The sequence below is a fragment of the Erythrobacter sp. genome (genome assembly GCF_030066995.1).
GTDB lineage: Bacteria > Pseudomonadota > Alphaproteobacteria > Sphingomonadales > Sphingomonadaceae > Erythrobacter.
This window is the reverse complement of sequence record NZ_JASJAP010000003.1, coordinates 256,138-275,341: the sequence shown is the minus strand read 5'-3', so window position 1 is coordinate 275,341 and position 19,204 is coordinate 256,138. Positions and strand designations below refer to the sequence as shown.

18 protein-coding genes are annotated in these 19,204 nt (G+C 63.0%); 4 read left to right on the top strand and 14 right to left on the bottom strand.

Translation table 11 applies throughout. The annotated features are described in order from the left end of the window. The first annotated feature begins 18 nt into the window (after positions 1 to 18). Positions 19 to 3,441 (top strand): AAA family ATPase, encoded by a 3,423-nt coding sequence (locus QNI87_RS09855; RefSeq protein ID WP_300596039.1) that lies wholly within the window; start codon positions 19 to 21, stop codon positions 3,439 to 3,441. 42 nt (positions 3,442 to 3,483) lie between these two features. Here the strand turns inward: QNI87_RS09855 and QNI87_RS09850 are convergent, their stop codons facing one another. From QNI87_RS09850 to rpmF, 5 genes are all read right to left on the bottom strand, one after another. Then, positions 3,484 to 3,915, bottom strand: coding sequence for a MerR family transcriptional regulator (locus QNI87_RS09850; protein ID WP_300596038.1), 432 nt, complete (start codon positions 3,913 to 3,915; stop codon positions 3,484 to 3,486). 11 nt (positions 3,916 to 3,926) lie between these two features. Further along, a complete protein-coding gene (locus QNI87_RS09845; protein ID WP_300596037.1) occupies positions 3,927 to 4,226 on the bottom strand; it encodes an integration host factor subunit alpha in 300 nt (99 codons plus the stop codon). 131 nt (positions 4,227 to 4,357) lie between these two features. Beyond that, entirely contained in the window at positions 4,358 to 5,344 is a 987-nt protein-coding gene (locus QNI87_RS09840; protein WP_300596036.1) for a beta-ketoacyl-ACP synthase III, read from the bottom strand. Further along, entirely contained in the window at positions 5,341 to 6,465 is a 1,125-nt protein-coding gene (gene plsX / locus QNI87_RS09835) for a phosphate acyltransferase PlsX (RefSeq protein WP_300596035.1), read from the bottom strand. The genes QNI87_RS09840 and plsX overlap by 4 nt, the downstream gene beginning before the upstream one ends. 28 nt (positions 6,466 to 6,493) lie before the next feature. Continuing rightward, positions 6,494 to 6,676, bottom strand: coding sequence for a 50S ribosomal protein L32 (gene rpmF, locus QNI87_RS09830; protein WP_300596034.1), 183 nt, complete (start codon positions 6,674 to 6,676; stop codon positions 6,494 to 6,496). A 292-nt stretch (positions 6,677 to 6,968) separates the two neighbouring features. Between rpmF and QNI87_RS09825 the strand changes: the two genes are divergently transcribed. Next, a complete protein-coding gene (locus tag QNI87_RS09825; protein WP_300596033.1) occupies positions 6,969 to 7,295 on the top strand; it encodes a metalloregulator ArsR/SmtB family transcription factor in 327 nt (108 codons plus the stop codon). On the opposite strand, the gene QNI87_RS09820 is transcribed toward QNI87_RS09825, so the two are convergent. Both QNI87_RS09820 and QNI87_RS09815 read right to left on the bottom strand, forming a co-directional pair. After that, the gene (locus tag QNI87_RS09820; protein WP_300596032.1) at positions 7,280 to 7,945 is read right to left on the bottom strand and encodes an MBL fold metallo-hydrolase; all 666 of its coding nucleotides are present in this window, start codon (positions 7,943 to 7,945) and stop codon (positions 7,280 to 7,282) included. The two genes, QNI87_RS09825 and QNI87_RS09820, sit on opposite strands and share 16 nt — an antisense overlap. A 9-nt stretch (positions 7,946 to 7,954) precedes the next feature. Next, positions 7,955 to 8,635 carry a S24 family peptidase gene (locus tag QNI87_RS09815; RefSeq protein WP_300596031.1) on the bottom strand — a complete coding sequence of 227 codons (681 nt, stop codon included), beginning with the start codon at positions 8,633 to 8,635 and terminating at the stop codon, positions 7,955 to 7,957. Positions 8,636 to 8,777: 142 nt separating this feature from the next. Here QNI87_RS09815 and QNI87_RS09810 point away from each other — a divergent pair, with 142 nt between their 5' ends. Together QNI87_RS09810 and QNI87_RS09805 are read left to right on the top strand one after the other, a co-directional pair. Continuing rightward, positions 8,778 to 9,044: a hypothetical protein gene (locus QNI87_RS09810; protein ID WP_300596030.1), complete on the top strand. Its 267-nt coding sequence runs from the start codon at positions 8,778 to 8,780 to the stop codon at positions 9,042 to 9,044. Beyond that, the gene (locus tag QNI87_RS09805; protein ID WP_300596029.1) at positions 9,037 to 9,441 is read left to right on the top strand and encodes a hypothetical protein; all 405 of its coding nucleotides are present in this window, start codon (positions 9,037 to 9,039) and stop codon (positions 9,439 to 9,441) included. Before QNI87_RS09810 ends, QNI87_RS09805 begins: the two co-directional genes overlap by 8 nt. Positions 9,442 to 9,463: 22 nt before the next feature. Here the strand turns inward: QNI87_RS09805 and QNI87_RS09800 are convergent, their stop codons facing one another. The 7 genes from QNI87_RS09800 to fsa form a co-directional block, all read right to left on the bottom strand. Continuing rightward, positions 9,464 to 10,903 (bottom strand): aldehyde dehydrogenase family protein, encoded by a 1,440-nt coding sequence (locus tag QNI87_RS09800; RefSeq protein WP_300596028.1) that lies wholly within the window; start codon positions 10,901 to 10,903, stop codon positions 9,464 to 9,466. Positions 10,904 to 10,928: 25 nt separating this feature from the next. Next, on the bottom strand, positions 10,929 to 12,605 hold the full coding sequence (locus QNI87_RS09795) for an acetolactate synthase large subunit (protein WP_300596027.1): 1,677 nt from the start codon (positions 12,603 to 12,605) through the stop codon (positions 10,929 to 10,931). A gap of 151 nt (positions 12,606 to 12,756) precedes the next feature. Further along, entirely contained in the window at positions 12,757 to 13,695 is a 939-nt protein-coding gene (locus QNI87_RS09790) for a D-2-hydroxyacid dehydrogenase (RefSeq protein ID WP_300596026.1), read from the bottom strand. Between the two features lie 140 nt (positions 13,696 to 13,835). Next, entirely contained in the window at positions 13,836 to 15,365 is a 1,530-nt protein-coding gene (gene cysS / locus QNI87_RS09785) for a cysteine--tRNA ligase (protein ID WP_300596025.1), read from the bottom strand. A gap of 140 nt (positions 15,366 to 15,505) precedes the next feature. After that, complete coding sequence (locus QNI87_RS09780) at positions 15,506 to 16,165, bottom strand: nitroreductase (RefSeq protein WP_300596024.1); 660 nt, start codon at positions 16,163 to 16,165, stop codon at positions 15,506 to 15,508. 366 nt (positions 16,166 to 16,531) lie between these two features. Next, positions 16,532 to 18,376, bottom strand: coding sequence for a cobaltochelatase subunit CobT (cobT, locus tag QNI87_RS09775; RefSeq protein WP_300596023.1), 1,845 nt, complete (start codon positions 18,374 to 18,376; stop codon positions 16,532 to 16,534). A 99-nt stretch (positions 18,377 to 18,475) separates the two neighbouring features. Then, positions 18,476 to 19,129: a fructose-6-phosphate aldolase gene (gene fsa, locus QNI87_RS09770; protein WP_300596022.1), complete on the bottom strand. Its 654-nt coding sequence runs from the start codon at positions 19,127 to 19,129 to the stop codon at positions 18,476 to 18,478. Positions 19,130 to 19,204: the final 75 nt, after the last annotated feature.

Below are 19,204 nucleotides of genomic sequence, written 5' to 3'. Positions count from 1 at the left end.
GGTCGCGGGGGCGCGTCTATGCAGATAAACCGGCTCAAACTCAGCGGATTCAAGAGCTTTGTCGAACCCGCTGAATTGCGAATCGAGCCGGGGCTGACGGGTGTCGTCGGGCCGAATGGTTGCGGCAAATCCAACGTCTTGGAAGCCATCCGCTGGGTCATGGGTGAAACCTCGGCCAAGTCGATGCGCTCGGGCGGCATGGAAGATGTGATCTTCGCGGGCACCTCGACGCGGCCCGAACGCGCCTTTGCCGAAGTGGTGCTGCACGCCGAAGACGACGCAGGCGAAGAGTTGGTGGTTACCCGCCGGATCGAACGCGGCGCGGGCTCGGCCTACCGGGTGAACGGGGCGGATGTACGCGCCAAGGATGTAGCGCTCACCTTCGCCGACGCCGCGACTGGCGCGCATTCTCCCGCGCTGGTCAGCCAGGGCAAAATCGCGCAGGTTATTGCGGCCAAGCCCGCCCAGCGCCGTCAGATGCTTGAAGAAGCCGCCGGAATCGCGGGTCTGCATGTCCGGCGCAAGGACGCCGAGAGCAAGCTGCGCTCCACCGAGGCCAATCTGGCGCGGCTCGAGGACCTGATGGCGGGACTGGATTCGCAAATGGCCGCGCTCAAGCGGCAAGCGAAGCAGGCCGAGCGCTACACCAAGCTGACCGAGCAGATCACCACCGCCGAAGCGCGCCTGCTGTTTGCCCGCTGGCGCGAAGCGGCGCAGGCCGCAAAGGAAGCGCGCGAGGCCGCGCAAGGAGCTGAGGACAACGTCGCCAGGGCGAAGCAGGCCGCCGAGGCCGCCGAGCGCGATCAGGCGACGATTGCGCAGGAATTGTCCGAAGCGCGCGAGGAACTCGCCGACCGCCGCGATGACGCCAGCGCGCACGGCCACCGCATGGCGGCCTTGTCGGAGAAGCTCGAAGCGGCTGAAGCCCGCTTGGCTGATCTCACACGTCAACGCGAGCAGCTTGAGCAGGATCGCGCGGCGGCGGATCGCCTGACGGGTGACGCGGTCGACGCGCTTGCCAAGCTGGAAGCCGACCTCCAAGCCAGCCGCGCGGGGCTAGCCGAAGCCGAGGACGAACGCCCTCGAGTTGTCGAGCGGAACGAGCGGGCCGAGAGCGCTAGCCGGGCTGCGGAAATGGCGCTGGCAAAGGCAACGGCGGATCAGGCGGGCGTCGAAGCCGAATGGCGCGTCGCCGAAGCCGCCATAGAGCAAGCGCAGAGCCGCCTTGAGCGTCTCCAGCGCGACGAAGAGCGTATCGTCGCCACGCGGGCTGAACTCGGCAGCGGAGACAACGCCGAACATGCGGTGATCGCAGCGCGCGAAGCCGCCGAGGAAGCGGCGGGCGAGGTGACGCGTCTGCGGACCACACTGGAGACGGATCAGACGCGCAAGGGCGAGCTCCAGATCGCGCGCGACGAGGCGGCCAACGCGCTTGCGACAGCGCGGGCGGAACTGGCGGGGGTTGAGCGCGAGCACAATGCCCTCGCCCGTGATCGCGACGCCCGCCTCAAGAGCGCCAAAAACCGCGAAGGATTGCCCGCAGCGCTCGATCGGATCCGCGTGGCTCCGGGCTATGAGCGTGCGCTGGCCGCGGCGCTCGGCCGCGACGCGAAGTCCCCTCTTGGCACCTCTTCCAGCGTGACCGATGGGCGGTTCTGGACCGGCAGTGAGCCTCCCGAGGCGGTCGCCGACAGCCTGCTGGCTCACATCGATGATTGCCCTTCCGAGCTCCGCGCGCGCCTGGCGCTCGTCCACCTTGTCAAAGAGGATGACGACCGCGCGCTGAAGCCCGGCGAGTGGCTGGTGACGCTCGCTGGGCATTTGCGGCGCTGGGACGGTTTCATCGCGCGCGGCGAGGGCTCGGCAGAGGCGGCGCGGCTTGAGGCGGCCAACCGGCTTGCGGAGCTTGAATCGCAATTGCCCTCCTTGCGCGAGACAGTCGAGCAAGCGGCGAGAGCCGAAGCCACCGCTCGCGAAGATCTTTCGACGCTTCAGCGCGACCTTATTGCCCTTGAACGCAGCTTGGCGGGCGCCGTCGAGGCGGAACGCGGCGCGCTTCGTCAGCTCGACGCCGCCGAGGCGGCCAGGGAAAGGCTTGCGGCGCGGCTGGACGAACTCGGCGCGGGGGCGAAGGATCTTGCCGAACAGCTCTCATCCGCGCGCGGCGATCTGGTGTCGGCGCAGGCCGCGCGCTCCGCCCTGCCCGCACCGGACGCCGGGCGCGCCGCGCTGGAAGCCGCGCAAGCCAAGCACGACGCCGCGCGCACCGCCGTGCAGGCGTCCCTCGCCGAACTCGCCGCGCACGATCAGACTCTGGCGGTGGCGCGCGAACGGCTTGCCGCGCAACAGGCTGACTACGCGAACTGGAAATCGCGCTCGAGCGAGGCCGAGCAACGCGTCGCGCAAGCGGGCCGGCGGCTGGAAGAGATCGAAGAGGAAAGCGCCGTCATCGCCGCAAAGCCGGCAACACTGATGGCTGAGATCGAACAGGGCGATACAGTGCGCGAGCGGCTGACCCGTGAGCTCAACGAGGCCCAATTGGCGCTCGACGATTGCGAGGCGCGGGCGCGGATGGCGAACGAAGCGCTCGCCGCCGCGAACGAGGAGCTCGCCGTCGCGCGCGAGGGCCGCGCAACCCTCGCCGCGCGAGCCGAAAGCCAGGAATCGCGCCGGAGCGAACTGGCTCGAATCTCCGGCGAACGATTCCAGGCTCCTCCACCGCTGCTTTCGGAGCGCTTCGGCTTCGAGGTGGAGGCGGTGGAGCACGCGCAGGCCGAGAGCGAAGAGCTCGACCGGCTTACCGCCGCGCGCGAACGCATCGGTCCGGTCAACCTTGTCGCCGCCGACGAACTCAAGCGGATCGAGGAGGAGCACGGCGCCAACGCGTCCGAACAGGCCGAGCTGACCGAAGCGGTTGCGCGCCTTCGCGGTTCGATCGGCAATCTCAACCGCGAAGGGCGCGAACGCTTGCGCACGGCCTTCGAAGAGGTGAACGCCCATTTTCAGGAGCTCTACCCGCGCCTGTTTCAGGGCGGCCAGGCCCATCTTGCGCTGGTGGACAGCGATGACCCCCTGGAAGCCGGCCTTGAGATTTTCGCTCAGCCGCCGGGCAAGCGCCTGCAATCGCTTTCGCTCCTGTCAGGCGGCGAGCAGGCGCTGACCGCGACCGCGCTCATTTTCGCTTTGTTCCTCACCAATCCGGCGCCGATCTGCGTGCTCGACGAAGTTGATGCGCCGCTTGATGATGCCAATGTGGAGCGGTTTTGCGATCTGCTCGATTCGATGGTGCGCACAACAACCACGCGCTATCTAATCGTCACGCACAACGCGGTCACGATGAGCCGGATGCATCGCCTATTTGGCGTAACTATGGCCGAAAAAGGGGTCTCGCGCCTCGTCAGCGTTGACCTGGGTGAAGCGGAATTGATGGCCGCGGAGTGACCCGCGCCCTCGCCTGTCAACGACGCGCGCGCACAGCGATCCTCAGGCCTTGATCGCTTTGGCCAGCCGGTCCCGGACAGCCTTGAGCGCCGCGATCGTCTCCGAGTGATCGGGCTTGAGCGTTTCAACAGTGACGTGCGTATCGGGGTTCGCGCCCTCGTTTGCGCGGCGGTCCCCCTTTCGGCGGTCCTCTCCGCTGCGCCGATCGAGCTCCGACTTGCTTCGAGCCCGCAACACGGCTTCGGCGCCCTTGAGCGTATAGCCTTCCTGATTGACCAGCCGATCGATTTCTTCGACCAGCTTGACATCGTCGAGCCGGTAATAGCGACGCCCACCGCTGCGTTTCAGGGGCTTGAGAAGCGAGAATTGCTGTTCCCAGTACCGCAGGACGTGCGGCTTTATCTCGAGCGCTTCGCTGACCTCACCAATCGTGCGAAGCGCGTTCTCGTCCTTGCCGTCGTCGAATTCCGCCATGGTTTCGCGCGCTAACCGGCTTTGGCGATCTGTTCTTTGAGGAGCTGGCTGGCGCGGAACGTCATGACCCGGCGCGGCGTAATCGGCACTTCGACGCCGGTCTTGGGGTTGCGACCGATCCGTTCATTCTTGTCCCGCAGAACGAAACTGCCGAACCCGGACACTTTCACATTCTCGCCGTTGGCCAGCGCGTCGCACATATGGTCGAGGATCGATTCCACCAGCTCCAGCGATTCCGCTCGACTAAGACCCATCTTGCGATTGATGGTCTCAGCCAAGTCGGCCCGTGTCAGAGTTCCAACTGAACGCATTGCGCGCGATCCTTTCTCTTTGGTGCGACCCAAGCGTGTGAGAAACATACAACTTTCCCACTATTCCCGCAACATAACACGCCCGTCAGACGCTGCCTGTGCACAAATGTCGACGTGAAGCCGCCTGGCCGTCAGGCCCGCAGGAGGCAGGCTCCCCAGGTGAAACCGCCACCCATTGCTTCGAGCATGAGCAGGTCTCCGGCCTTTATGCGACCGTCGCGGCGCGCTTCGTCGAGCGCGAGCGGCACCGAAGCGGCGGAAGTATTGGCGTGGCGATCAACCGTCACGATCACTTTTTCAGGCGGAATGCCCAGCTTCTTCGCTGTGGCATCAAGGATGCGGGCGTTGGCCTGGTGCGGCACGACCCAATCGATCTCTTCAGCCGAAACGCCAGCGTCTTCAAGCACTTCACCGAGAACCCCGGCGAGATTGACGACCGCGTGACGAAACACTTCGCGTCCCTTCATCCGCAAGTGCCCAACCGTTTGCGTGCTTGACGGGCCGCCATCAACGTAAAGCAGATCGTGCTGCGCGCCGTCGGCGTGAAGGCGGGTTGCGAGGATCCCAGCCTCGCCCTTGCGCGCGGTGTCGAGGCCCGGCGCCTCAAGCACCACGGCACCCGCGCCGTCTCCGAACAGGACGCAGGTCGTGCGGTCCTCCCAGTCGAGGATACGGCTGAACGTTTCCGCGCCGATGACAAGCGCGCGAGTCGCTCCCCCGGTCCGAAGCAGCGAATCGGCTGTCGCCAGCGCGTAAAGAAATCCTGAGCACACCGCCGCAACGTCGAAGGCCGGTCCGCCGTTGCAGCCGAGCGCGTGCTGCACCTTGGTCGCGGTTGCCGGGAAGGTGTTATCCGGCGTCGCCGTTGCGACGATAATCAGATCGATATCAGCCGGTGTCAGATCAGCGTCATCGAGAGCGGCGCGCGCCGCCTGTGTCGCGAGCGTGGCGGTGGTTTCCCCATCACCGGCAATATGCCGCTGACGAATGCCCGTGCGAGCGACGATCCACTCGTCGCTGGTGTCGATCTTCTCAGCGAGTTCCGCGTTCGTGACGACGCGCGGCGGCAGAGCTGAGCCTGAGCCCAGCAATCGGGCGCCGGGCGTTGGACCTGTCACGCGGTTTGCTCTTTATCCGACGCTTGGCTTGGCGAGGACGAGGTTCCGGCACCTGCGCTGGTACCGGCTCCGGCGCCGTTGCCCCAATCGCTTCCCAGCCGCGCTAGGTCCTCGGCAATCCGTTCCGTCAGTGCGTTCGACAAAAGGCTGGCGGTGACAGCCACCGCATGGCTCACACCCTTGGCGTTGGCGCTGCCATGGCTCTTCACGATCACGCCGTTCAGGCCAAGAAAGACCGCGCCGTTATGATTGTTGGGATCGAGATGATGGCGCAGCAGCTCGGTTGCCGGGCGCGAGACGAGAAAACCGAACTTGGAGCGCAGCGAACTGGTGAACGCCTGCCGCAAGAGGTCGGTCACGAAACGAGCGGAGCCTTCGATCGCCTTGAGCGCGATATTGCCCGAAAACCCGTCGGTGACGACCACATGGGTTTCCCCGCGATTGATCTTGTCGGATTCGACGAACCCGGCAAATTCCAGCGCCAGACCACCCACTTCGTCTTCGCTCGCCGCCTGCAATTGAGCGGCCGCATCGCGCAGAGCGTCGGTTCCCTTGATTTCTTCGGTACCGATATTGAGCAAGCGCACGCGCGGACGTTCGAAACCGTTCACGATCCGCGAATAGGCCGCACCCATGACGGCAAACTGCACCAGATTGCGCGCGTCCGCTTCTGTGTTGGCGCCCAGATCGAGCATCACGACATCGTGCTCTTCGAGCGTCGGCATCAAGGCTGCGAGCGCCGGCCGGTCGATACCGGGCATAGTGCGCAGCGCGATCTTGCTCATCGCCATCAGAGCGCCGGTGTTGCCTGCGCTCACCGCCGCACCCGCATCGCCCGCCTTCACCGCGTTCACGGCCAGTCCCATCGACGTCGTCTTGGATCGGCGCAAGGCCTTACTGGGCAGCTCGTCGCCCGCCACGACGTCATCGCAATGAAGAATCTCAGAAGCGCCGCGAAGACCGGGGTGATTATCCAGCGCGCGCTCGATACGCGCCTGATCGCCGACTAACAGGAATTGAAACGCGTCGTGATCACGCCGAGCGAGCGCCGCGCCCTCAATCATGACGCGCACACCCTCATCGCCGCCCATCGCATCAAGAGCGATACGCGGAAGGGCCATGCCGTTTATCCTTCACTCAAATGTGTGATCAGATGCCCTTGGGCATCAGCACCTGACGGCCGTTATAATAGCCGCAATGGCCGCACACATTGTGCGGGCGCTTGAGTTCGCCGCAATTCGGGCATTCGTGGAAGGCTTCAACCTTCAGCGCGTCATGCGCGCGGCGATTGCCACGGCGGTGGGGCGATACTTTTCTCTTTGGGACAGCCATGGCTACACCAATTCCTCAAAATTCATGCGTTTGCAGCGCGGGGCGCTCAGGTAACTCGATGCCGCACTTAGGGGTCCGCAGCAGGCGGCGCAAGCGTTGTCGCGCAGCGTTCCGGCCCGGTTGTGTCGGAAAGCCGCTGCCTATAGCGAAATTTTTCTGGAGCGCAAGTATTGTGCGAAGGGCCTTGTCTCGCGCGTCATTGGCCGCGCTCCATCCCGCGGAACCCTTATCGTTCTCCCAGCGCTACCCGCAAACCAGTAAGCAATTAGGCAAGCGCTTATATATCGGGGCGATGCAGAAAGTCTTTGAAGCCCTTGCATCCAGCGTTCGCCGCAAGATCCTCGCCTATCTCTCGGAGACCGAGTTGACAGCGGGGCAGATTGCGGACCGCTTCGACATCTCCAAACCCGCGGTCTCCCAGCACCTCAGCGTGCTGCAAAACGCCGGATTGATCGAAAGCGAAAAGCGCGGGCAGTTCGTTCACTACCGGATCGTGCGCGAAAACCTGACCAACACGCTCGACGGTTATGTGCAGGAAGTCTGCCCCGTGTCGCACCCGCTCAAGCGCGAGAGCCACGCGATGAACAAGGCCGCATCGGGCGATCAGGACAAAGCGTAATCCGAGACGAACGCGTTGTTCTTGCGTTCCTGACCAAACGTGCTGGTGGGACCATGTCCGGGGATGAAGGTGATGTCTTCGCCGAGCGGCCAGAGGCGCTGGGTGATCGAATCGATCAGATCCTGATGATTGCCGCGCGGAAAATCCGTGCGCCCGATCGAGCCCTGGAACAGCACGTCGCCGACAATCGCAAACCGGCTCGGCCGATGGAAGAACACCACATGCCCGGGCGTGTGGCCGGGGCAATGGATGACATCGAGCATGAGATCGCCGACCGTCACGGTGTCGCCATGCTCAAGCCAGCGCGTGGGTGTGAACGTCTTGGCTTCCATCCCCCAGCGCGCGCCGTCATCGTCCAATTGCTCGATCCAGAACAGATCATCCTTGTGCGGGCCTTCGATCGGTAGCCCAAGCTCATCCGCGAGCATCCCCGCCTGCCCGCAATGATCGAGATGCCCATGCGTGATGAGCAGCTTTTCCAGCGTCACGCCCGCTTTGGCGACGCCAGCTTTCAACTTGTCGAGATCGCCCCCAGGATCGACCAGCGCGGCCTTCATGGTCCTGGTGCACCAAATGAGGGAGCAGTTCTGCTGGAGCGGCGTCACGGGAAGGATTGCCGCGCGCATGGGGGGAAGCGGTTGGTCGGTCATGGCGCCCATCTAAATCCGCCCGCCCTTCCACACAACCCGACCGATAATCTCCACCTCGTCAGCCTCCACATTGACCGGCGGATAGGCCAGGTTCTGGCTTAGCAGCGAGAACCGCCCCGCCCCAGCGCTCGCCACGCGTTTGACCATCAGCGTCTCACCCAGCCGCACGACGTGCACGCCATCGCGAAACGCGCGTTGCGAGCGATCGACCAGGATTTCGTCACAGTCATTGAGCAGCGGCTCCATCGAATCGCCCTCGACCGTAATCACCGACAACTGCCCGTGCTCCAGCCCCTGCTCGGTTAGCCAGCGCCGTGAGAATTTGAACGCGTCGAACACGACCTCAGCATCGGGCAGCGAACCCGGCCCGGCGGACGCGCCAATCGCGAGCCGCGGCACGTCAACATAGCTCGGCGTAAGATCATCCTGCCGCCTGATATAGGATTTTTCCTTTAAAGAAGACCCTTCAGGACCGAGCTCATTCTCATCCACACCGAAGAACTGCGACAGTGTGCGGCGATCACTCTCCTCCAGCTTTCGCGGTGATCCTTTGCGAATGAATTGTTGGAGATAGCTCGGGTTGCGACCTAGCATCTCGGACAGGCTCGAGAGGCTTGCCCCGCGCTCCTGCGAGAGTGCGAGAAGGCGCGCACGGGCGCCGGACAGCGGAGTTTCAGTCGATTTGGTCATGCCATTCTTCCTACATGAAGGATTTTTCCTAGACAAGTAGGATTTCGCGTGGAACGTTTCAAGAACACCGGGCGATTCGCGGGATCGGTCGCTCGGTGAACCACCACCCACCCGCACACAAACAACAGGGAGAACCACCGTCATGCTGATTCGGAAAGTCGAACAATTCCTGCGCGAGCACGATATGCCAGCCACCAAGTTCGGACGCCTCGCTGCGCACGACCCTCGCTTTGTGCTCGACTTGCGGATGGGGCGGATCCCGCGCGCCGAGACCGAGGCGCGCACCCTGGCCTGGATGGCAAGCTATCGCACAGTCGCGGCCCCGGCCCCAGTCCCGGCCTCAGTTCCGGACCCAGCCCCCGTCCCAACCGAAGCCGCCAGCGAAACGAAGGGGTTTGCCCATGTTTGAAATCGAATTGCTCGAAACCAAATCCGCCGAATCGGATAAAGCCGCGAATGCAACTCCAGCGCGCCCGGCGCGTTACCGCCCGCGCCGCTCGACCGCAGACCGTCTGCGGGCGGCGCTGCTCGCGCTCGCCGAAAGCCACGGCGAAGTGGTGACGCATGAAGAAAGCGCGTGGTCGTCGATCACCTTCACCGGCACCCGCCATGAAGTCGTGCTCGACTTTGACGGCTGCGACGCGGTCGAAGCCGGGGAGACCTTCATCGCCGAGTTGCCCGAGCACGAATTCCGCATTCCCGGACAACTGGTCGCCGACGCCAGCGTGCGCGAAGTGGACCACCGCTTCGGCGCCGATGAGCGCATGGTGGTGACGTGCGTCCTGCTGCTGCTTGAGGAGGTGTAAGCGCCTCCTCAGGTACAGCGGGCTAAGCGCGCCGCACCACCAGATTGCGGATTTCGCTCATGTCCTCCATCGCGAAGCGGATGCCCTCGCGGCCAAGGCCCGAGTCCTTGACGCCGCCATAGGGCATGTTGTCGACCCGGTAGCTGGGCACATCGTTGATGACGACGCCGCCCACTTCCAGTCGGTCCCAGGCGTCGAACATCTTGAACAGGTCGCGCGTGAAGATGCCGGCCTGAAGGCCGAATTGGGAGCGGTTTACTTCAGCGAGCGCCTCATCGAAATCCGCGAACTTGATCAGGACCGCGAGCGGACCGAACGCCTCGTCGTTCAGCGCCCGCGCGTCCCGGTCGACATTCTCAAGCAGCGTCGCCTCCAGCATGTTGCCACGCGACAACCCGCCTCCGCACAAAAGGCTCGCGCCCGCTTCGACGGCTTCATCGATCCAGCCTTTCAGGCGCGTCGCCTCGCCCTCGGAAATCATCGGGCCGATGAACACGTCGGGATCCTTGGGATCACCTGCCACGAGCGTCTTGGTCTTCGCGACGAGCATCTCCTTGAAGCGGTCATAGACATTTTCGTGAATGAGGATTCGCTGGACCCCGATGCACGACTGGCCGGACTGGTAAAACGCCCCGAAGATGATCCGCTCCAACGCGTCTTCCAGGTCCGCATCGTGATCAACAATAACCGCTGCGTTGCCGCCCAATTCCAGAACGACCTTCTTCTTGCCCGCCTTGGCTTTCAGGGCCCAGCCCACCGCCGGTGAGCCGGTGAAGCTCAGCAGTTTGAGGCGCTCATCCTCGGTAAACAGGTCCGCCCCATCGCGGCGCGCGGGCAGGATCGAAAAAGCGCCTTCGGGCAGGATGTCGCATTCGGCCAGCACCTCACCCATGATGAGCGCGCCAAGCGGCGTCTTGGAGGCGGGCTTCATCACGAACGGACAGCCCACCGCAAGGGCAGGCGCGATCTTGTGCGCCGCGAGATTAAGCGGAAAGTTGAAAGGGGAGATAAAACTGCACGGGCCAATCGGATAGCGTTTCCACATCGAGGAATAGCCCCTGGCGCGCGCGGAAATGTCGAGCGGCATGATCTCCCCGTAAATGCGCACCGCCTCTTCGGCCGCGATCCGAAAGGTGTCGATCAGCCGTGTGACCTCGCCTTCGGAATCCTTGATCGGCTTACCCGCCTCCACGCACAAGGCGTAGGCCAGTTCATCGAAGCGCTCCTTGAAGCGGGCGACGCAGTGCATCAGCACATCCTGGCGTTCGTATGCCGCCAGCTTCCCCATCGGCTCGGTCGCCGCCACTGCGCCGACAATCGCTGTGTCGATCGTTTCAGGGTCGGCGAGCGCCGTGCGAAAGGCAACCTCACCGGTGTACTTGTCCGTGACTTCCAGATCGGTGTTGGGCTGCGCGGCCTTGTTGTTGAGATAGAGAGGGTAGGTGTCTTTCAACTGCGACATGGCTCTTCTCCAGTGCCGATCCGCGTTACAGGTCCGCGCTCAATTCTTTGATATCATGGTTCAGGATCTGGTCGTTCTCGCTGTAATCGACCGGGCAGTCGATCAGATGAACCCCCGGCGTATTCCGGCATGAGGCGAGCAGTTCGGTCAGGTGTTCAGACGATTCCACCCGGTGGCCGCTCGCGCCATAGCTCTCGGCATATTTGACAAAATCGGGGTTGCCATAGGTCAGCCCGTAATCGGCGAAGCCCATATTCGCCTGCTTCCAGCGGATCATTCCGTAGGCATCGTCGCGCAAGATGAGGACGGTGAGATTTAGCCCAAGGCGCACCGCGGTTTCCATCTCCTGACTGTTCATCATGAAGCCGCCATCGCCGCAGATCGCCATGACCGCTCGCTCGGGATAGAGCATCGCGCTCATCATCGCCGATGGCAGCCCCGCCCCCATCGAGGCGAGCGCGTTGTCGAGCAGCACCGTGTTGGGAAAGTAGGCGGTGTAATTACGCGCAAACCAGATCTTGTAGATCCCGTTGTCGAGGCAGATGATGGCGTCTTCGGGCATGGCCTCCCTGACTTGCTTGACGAGATGAGGGGGGAAGATGGGAAAACGCGCATCCTGCTCCAGCGGTTCGGAGTGTCTGACCTCCGCGCGGCGATAGCAAAGCAAGGGGTCGAAATTCCAGGTCTGCTGGGGTGTTATCGCTTCCTTGATCTGCCAGATCGCGTTGGCGATATCGCCGATCACCTCGATCTGGGGGAAGTAGACGGGATCCACCTCGGCGGTCTTGTTCGAGATATGGATGACCTTCGTGCCGCCCTCTTTGGGATCGTCGAAGGCGTCACGCATGAAGAACGGCGGCTTCTCGATAACATCGTGGCCTACATTGATGATGCAGTCCGCGTCCTCGATCGCGCGATGGCAGAAATCGCCTGAGGAGAGCGCCGCGCAGCCCAGAAACAGCGGGTGGCGTTCATCGATGACGCCTTTGCCCATTTGCGTCGTGACGAAGGGAATACCGGTCTTCTCGATGAACTGGTTGAGCATCCGGCCCGTCATCGTGCGGTTTGCCCCCGCCGCGATAACGAGCACGGGCTTGCGCGCCTGCTCGATCGCCTCAACCGCCATGCGAACCGCCTTCGCTTCGGCGGAGGGGCGCCGAGCCAGCGAGGGTTGCAGCGGACGGCTGCCGGTCTGCTCGTCCGCAATATCCTCGGGCAATTCCAGATGCGTTGCGCCGGGCTTTTCCTCCTGCGCCAAACGGAACGCCTCGCGCACTCGGCTGGGGATATTGTCGCCGCTTGCTAGCTGGTGCGTGAACTTGGTGATCGGCCCCATCATATCGACCACGTCAAGGATCTGGAAACGGCCCTGCTTGGAATGCTTGATCGGTTTCTGGCCGGTGATCATCATGATGGGCATACCGCCCAGCGTTGCGTAAGCCGCGCCGGTTACAAGATTCGTCGCGCCCGGCCCGAGCGTCGCGAGGCACACGCCAACCTTGCCGGTGTGCCGACCATAGGTGGCGGCCATGAACGCCGCGCTCTGTTCGTGGCGGGTCAGCACCAGCTTGATCCGCTTTGCTCGGCTAAGCGAATCAAGCAGATCGAGGTTTTCCTCACCCGGAACACCGAAGATGTACTCGCAGCCTTCCGCCTCAAGGCACTCGATGAACAGGTCTGACGCTTTCTTGGTATCGCTCACGTGGACGTCTCCATGGCCGGACGCGCCGCAAGACGCGCGGCGCTGGATTACTGTGGCTGTGTTCGATCCCGGAGTAACAGTCGCGACGACCCGTGGAGCTTTCCGAGGACGCGAGTCAAGCGGTTGGCAATAGGATAGGGGTTTTCGCGCCTTAGTATCCGCGCGCGGGATCGAAGATCGGGGACACCGGCTCTCCTCGGCGGTATTTTTGGAGATTGTCGAGGAACCGCTCGGCGCTGCGGATGAACATCTTGTCCTGCGCACGCCCGGACAGGTGCATGGTGATGTGCGCGTTGTCGAGGCCCCACAAGGGGTGTTCGGCGGGCAGCGGCTCGGGCGTGGTCACATCGAGGAACGCCCCACCGATCGACTTCGCCTCAAGGGCCGCGACCAGCGCCTCCTGATCGACCACCGCCCCTCGCGCGATGTTGACCAGAACCGCGTCCCGCTTCATCGCCGCCAACTCGTCCGCGCCGATCATGTTGTCGGTCTCGGGCGTTGCGGGAACAGCCAGGATCACCCAGTCGAATTCGCCGAGCTTGCCGCGCCATTGATCGGGCGTCAGCGCGCCCTCGGCGGGCGTCCGGCGCACCACCGTCACTTCGACATCGAAGGCTTCCAGCCGCGGCTTGATGAGCTTGCCGATCGCGCCATAGCCCAGCAACAGGGCTTCCGAGCCGTAGAGTTCGCGTTTGCCGGGCGAATCCGTAAGCCATTCCCGGCGGTCTTGGGCGCGCACGACGTCGCGGTACCCCTTGGACATAGCGAGCATGCCCATCACGACATACTCGGCGATCGTGATGGCGTTGATCCCGGCGCCGTTGGTAACGGTAATCCCGCGCTCGATCAGCACGTCCATCGGCAGGAAATCGAGCCCGGCGTAGATCGAATTGAGCCATTTGAGCTTCTTGGCCGCGAGCAATGTCTCAGCCATCGCGTCCTGCTCGTTCATGTCGAACCAGCCGATTTCAGCGTCGGCGACAGCATCGATCGCCTCCTCCTTGGTCATGAACCAGCGCACGTCGAGATCGCCGGGAAATCGAGGTTCAAGGAGCGGGCGGATGAGACCGGAAATGGCGAGTTTGGTCATGCTTTCCTCTCCCTCGTCATTGCGAGCCCTTCAGCTGACCGCTTGCAGCAGTCGCTTTGGATAAACCAAGCGAGGCAACGTAGAGCCGCTCTGCTACGAACTCTGGATTGCTTCGTCGCTACGCTCCTCGCAATGACGGATCAAGAGAGCTTCCACTCCCAGCCCAGCGGATCGCCATCCATCACCTCCACGCCCTTGGCCGCAAGTTCATCGCGGATGGCATCGGAGGTCGCAAAGTCCTTCTGAGCGCGCGCGGCCTTGCGACGGTCGAGCGCGTCCTCGATTTCGGCTTCGGTGATCTCGGCTGAGACCGGTCGGATGCGCAAGTCTACGCGTGTGAGACCAAACAGGTTAAGGCCAAGAACCTCGTCCATGGCAGCGGCGAGTTTGCCCTTCTTGACAGGGTCAACCTTCTTCATTCCGAGAACATCATCCAGTGCCGTCAATGCGACGGGAGTGTTCAGATCATCCGAAATGGCGCCGTCGAATTTCTCAAGGGATGGTCCAAGCTTGCCCCAGCCGTCACCCTGAACTTGTTTCAGGGTCCATCCCTCATCCGCCATCCATGGCGCAGCGTCGGCGATGGATGCTGAAACGAGTTCAGCATGTCGGGCTTTGAGCGTCTGCACCGCCATCACCATCCGCTTCAGCCTGGTCAGCGCCGCTTCCAGCCCTTCCCAGCTGAACTCCAGCTCGCTGCGGTAGTGCGCCTGCAGGCACATCAGGCGATAGGCGAGCGGGTGAAAGCCCTTGTCGACCAGCAATTGCAGCCGCAGGAACTCGCCCGACGACTTCGACATCTTGCCTGACCGTTCCACCAGGAAGTTGTTGTGCATCCAGATGTTCGCGCCCGAATTCCTCGCCTCGGACAGCCCGCCCGCGCAGCAATAGGCCTGGTTCTGCGCAATCTCGTTGGGGTGGTGGATCTCGCGGTGATCGATCCCGCCGGTGTGAATGTCGAAGGGAAAGCCCAGCAATTCCTCGCCCATCACCGAGCATTCCAGATGCCAGCCAGGAGCGCCTTTGCCCCACGGGCTGTCCCACTCCATCTGGCGTGTTTCGCCCTCAGGCGTTTTGCGCCAGATTGCGAAATCGGCGGCGTTGCGCTTGCCCTCGACCGTGTCGATGCGGCCTTCTCCATCTTCGGTAACGGCGCGCGCAAGCCGACCGTAATCTTCGATCGTCGAGACGTCGAAGTAGAGCCCGCTGTCGAGTTCGTAGCAATGCTTGTCGGCGATGCTCTTGCCCCATTCGATCATCTTGTCGACATATTCGGTCGCGCGCGGATGCTGCTTGGGCTCGATATTGAGACGGCGCAAATCCTGCTCGAAGTCCGCTTGGTAGAAGGCCGCGATATCCCAAGCCGACTTACCCTGAAGCGCCGCCATCTTCTCCATCTTGTCCTCACCCTCATCGGCGTCCGAGGTTAGGTGGCCGACATCGGTGATGTTGACGACGTGGGTGAGCTTATAGCCCTTGTATTGCAGTGCGCGCCCCAACGTATCGGCGAACACATAGGCGCGCATATTGCCGACATGCTGATAGTTGTAGACCGTCGGCCCGCACGAATAGACACGCGCTTCACCGGGGTGGACGGGGGTGAAGGTCTCAAGCTCGCGGGTCAGCGAGTTGAACAGGCACAGATCATGAGATGTTGTATCATCGGTCATAGCTACACTGCGCTTTGCCCAGCGTTTAGCGACCCGTCAATCGCATCGTCATTGCGAGGCGACGCAGTCGCCGCGGCAATCCAGAGCCGCCGGGCTCGATCGCCCTGGATTGCTTCGCCTACGGCTCGCAATGACGAAGCTCAGAACCCGACGAACCTGACCTGCTCTTCCAAAGGCACACGCTCGCGCTCGAATTTGTTCACCGGCGCGTCCGGATCGCGATAGCCGATGGCCATGCCGCAAAAGAACATGTAGCGCTCGTGATCGAGGCCGAGGTGGTCGCGGATTACGTCGGCGTAGTAGGCCATGAATTCCTGAAAACAGCTATCGAGCCCTTCCTCGCGCAGCAGCAGCGCGACCGTTTGCAGCCACATGCCGGTATCGGACCATTGCGGCTCTTTCATCAGCCTGGGGAAGTAGACGAACATCACCGCGGGCGCATCAAAGCTGGTGGCGTTGCGGCCCATCGCCGCCATGCGCGCCGCACCATCGTCGCGCGCAATGCCGAGCGCTTCGAACATGCCTTTGGAAATGCCGTAGAGACGCTCCTTGTAAGCGTCCTCGGTTTTGGGAGCGTCCCAATCGTATTCGAGCTGTTGCGGCGGCGTGGAAGTGATCTTGGCCTGCAGATCCTTGAGCGGCTGACCGGTAAGGATGGTCGCTTCCCAAGGCTGATAATTGCAGCCCGAAGCCGCCCAGCGGGCTTTGTCCATGACGCGGCGGATCGTTTCGAGCTCGACCGGCTTGTCGAGGAATTCCCGCACAGAGCGGCGGCTGGTGACGGCTTCGGTGACGTTCATCGATTCTCTTTCTTCGTCACCCCTGCGAAGGCAGGGGTCCAGATAGCTTCTGCCTGAGGTGACCTCCTACCCAACTTGAGACAGCCGCCGGGGCTGACAGGAAAAGGAGCAGCAAAATGCCCACCGCGATCAGAGGCCCCACACCGGATTGGAGTGCCATCACCGGCAACATGGCAAGAACGAATATCCCACCAATCAACACGCTTCGCTGCCGGGATACAAACCCGATCAGGAAGCCAATTGGCAAGGCGGGAAGGTAGTACGACCAGAAATGCTCAGAGTCCCATGGCTCGGTTACGCCGAGCTGAGAATCCACCCACATCCAATAGAGCATGCCGAGTGCCAGCGAGATTGGGACCCAGAGCTTCACCGCCGCCCCCTCCCCGGCCCCTTCTCATCCTCAAACAACTCCGCGAGTTGCTCCATGATCGTGCCGCCGAGTTGTTCGACATCCATGATCGTCACCGCGCGGCGGTAGTAGCGCGTCACGTCGTGGCCGATGCCGATGGCGACCAGTTGCACGGGGCTTACCTTTTCGACCCACTCGATCACGCCGCGCAAATGCGCTTCGAGATAGCCTGCGCTGTTCACGCTCAACGTCGAATCATCCACCGGCGCGCCGTCGGAGATCACCATCAGGATGCGGCGTTCCTCGGGGCGGTAGATCAGGCGGCTGTGCGCCCAGAGTAGCGCTTCGCCGTCGATGTTTTCCTTCAGCAGCCCCTCGCGCATCATCAGGCCGAGATTGCGGCGCGCGCGGCGCCAGGGCTCGTCGGCCTGTTTGTAGATGATGTGCCGGAGGTCGTTGAGGCGGCCCGGCCCTTGCGGCTTGCCATCGGCTAGCCACGCTTCGCGGCTCTGTCCGCCCTTCCACGCGCGGGTGGTGAAGCCGAGGATCTCGGTCTTGACCCCGCAGCGCTCCAGCGTGCGCGCCAGAATGTCGGCGCTGATCGCAGCTATGCTGATCGGCCGCCCGCGCATCGAGCCCGAATTGTCGATCAACAGCGTCACCACCGTGTCGCGAAACTCGATATCGCGCTCAACCTTGTAGCTGAGCGCGGTCCCCGGCGAGACGACCACGCGGGAAAGGCGCGCGGCGTCGAGAATGCCCTCTTCCTGGTCGAAGTCCCAGCTGCGGTTCTGCTGCGCCATCAGGCGGCGTTGCAAGCGGTTGGCGAGCCGCGTGACGACGCCTTGCAGCCCGGTTAGCTGACTGTCGAGATAAGCGCGCAGGCGATCAAGCTCCTCGCTGTCGCACAGTTCGGGGGCTTCGATCTCCTCGTCGAACTTCTCGGTAAAGGCCTTGTAGTCGAGGCCTTCAGGAATGTCGGGCGGCGGACGATTGGGGCGCACCGGCGCGTTCGAGGCATCGCCCTCTTCGCTCGGCTCGCCATCCTGCATCTCTTCATCGGAGGTGAGATCGCTGTCCGCCTCGCCCTCGCCGTCGCCCTCGGCCATATCGCCCGCAACCTCGGCGCTTTGCGGATCGGCGTCGCCTTCCTGCTCGTCATCGCCGGGCTGATCGTCGTCCTGGCCATCCTCCTCGTCACCCTCGTCCTGATCGGTTTCGTCGGGCGTTTCGGTCGGGCGGGTGAGATCGAGATCGCGCAGGATATCGAGCGAGAGCTTCTGGAAGGCCTCCTGATCGTCGAGATTGTCGAGCAGCGCGGAGAAATCGCCGCCGATCTTGGCCTCGATATCGGAGCGGACAAGGCTCACCCCCCGCTCGGCCTTGTCGGGCACCGCTTCCCCGGTCAGCGCCTCGCGCACCATCAGCGCCAGCGCGGTCTGCAAGGGCACTTCGGCGGCGTTGTAGGCGCGCACGATCGAATCGCCCGAGGTGCGCATCTCGGTCGCCGCGTCGAGATTGTCCCTGATCCCGTCAAACCGGTTGGCGCCGATCGCTTCGTAGCGCACCTGCTCGATCGCGTCGTAGCACGCGCGCGCGACCGGCTCGGGCGGAGCGGCGCCTGCGTGCAGGCCGGCGTCGTGATGGCGCAGCTTCAAGGCAAAGCTGTCAGCAAAGCCGCGCGCTTCGGTGATCTGTTCGGGTGGCAGGTCGCGCCCCGGCAGCGGCACCCGAAAGCGGTTGCCCGACGCGCCCGGCACGTCCGCGCTCCAGGCCACTTCGACATCGGGATCGTGCGAAATGGCGCGCGCGGCGCCGGTAAGCGCCTGTTTGAACTGATCGAGGGGGGATTCTTCTGACATATGGGTTTTCGTTAGCAACTCGTGACTTCCTGCGAAAGCAGGAAGCCAGGGCTGCGAAAAATCTCGCTAGGCTCCTGCCTTCGCAGGAGCGCAGAGCGGTCAGATAATGCTCTGCCCGGTCGCTTCCCAGTCCTTGAGGAATCCTTCGATCCCCTTGTCGGTCAAGACATGCTTGAACAGGCCATGGATCACCTTGGGCGGCGCGGTCATCACGTCCGCGCCAATCTTTGCGCTTTCCAGAACGTGGGTCACGTGGCGCACGCTCGCGACGAGAATTTCCGTCTCGAAGTCGTAATTGTCGTAGATGAGGCGGATATCGCTGATGAGGTCCATCCCGTCGAAACCGTTATCGTCGTGGCGTCCGACAAAAGGCGAGATGAAGGTCGCGCCCGCCTTGGCCGCAAGCAGCGCCTGATTGGCGGAGAAACACAGCGTGACGTTCACCATCGTGCCATCGCCCGTCAACGCGCGGCAGGTCTTGAGGCCATCGACGGTCAGCGGCACCTTGATGCAGACATTGTCCGCAATCTTGCGCAGCACCTCGGCCTCTTTCATCATCGTTTCGTGATCGAGCGCGACGACTTCGGCGCTCACCGGCCCATCAACGATCCCGCAGATTTCCTTGGTGACTTCCATGAAATCGCGGCCCGACTTGTGGATCAGCGAGGGATTGGTGGTGACGCCATCAAGCAACCCGGTGGCGGCCAGTTCCTTGATGTCGTCAATCTCGGCGGTGTCGACGAAGAATTTCATACGCGCGTTTTCCCTCAGAACGTGGTTACGACTCGGTTGACGCGAGCGATGGCATAGCGTCGCCTGTGAGGCCAG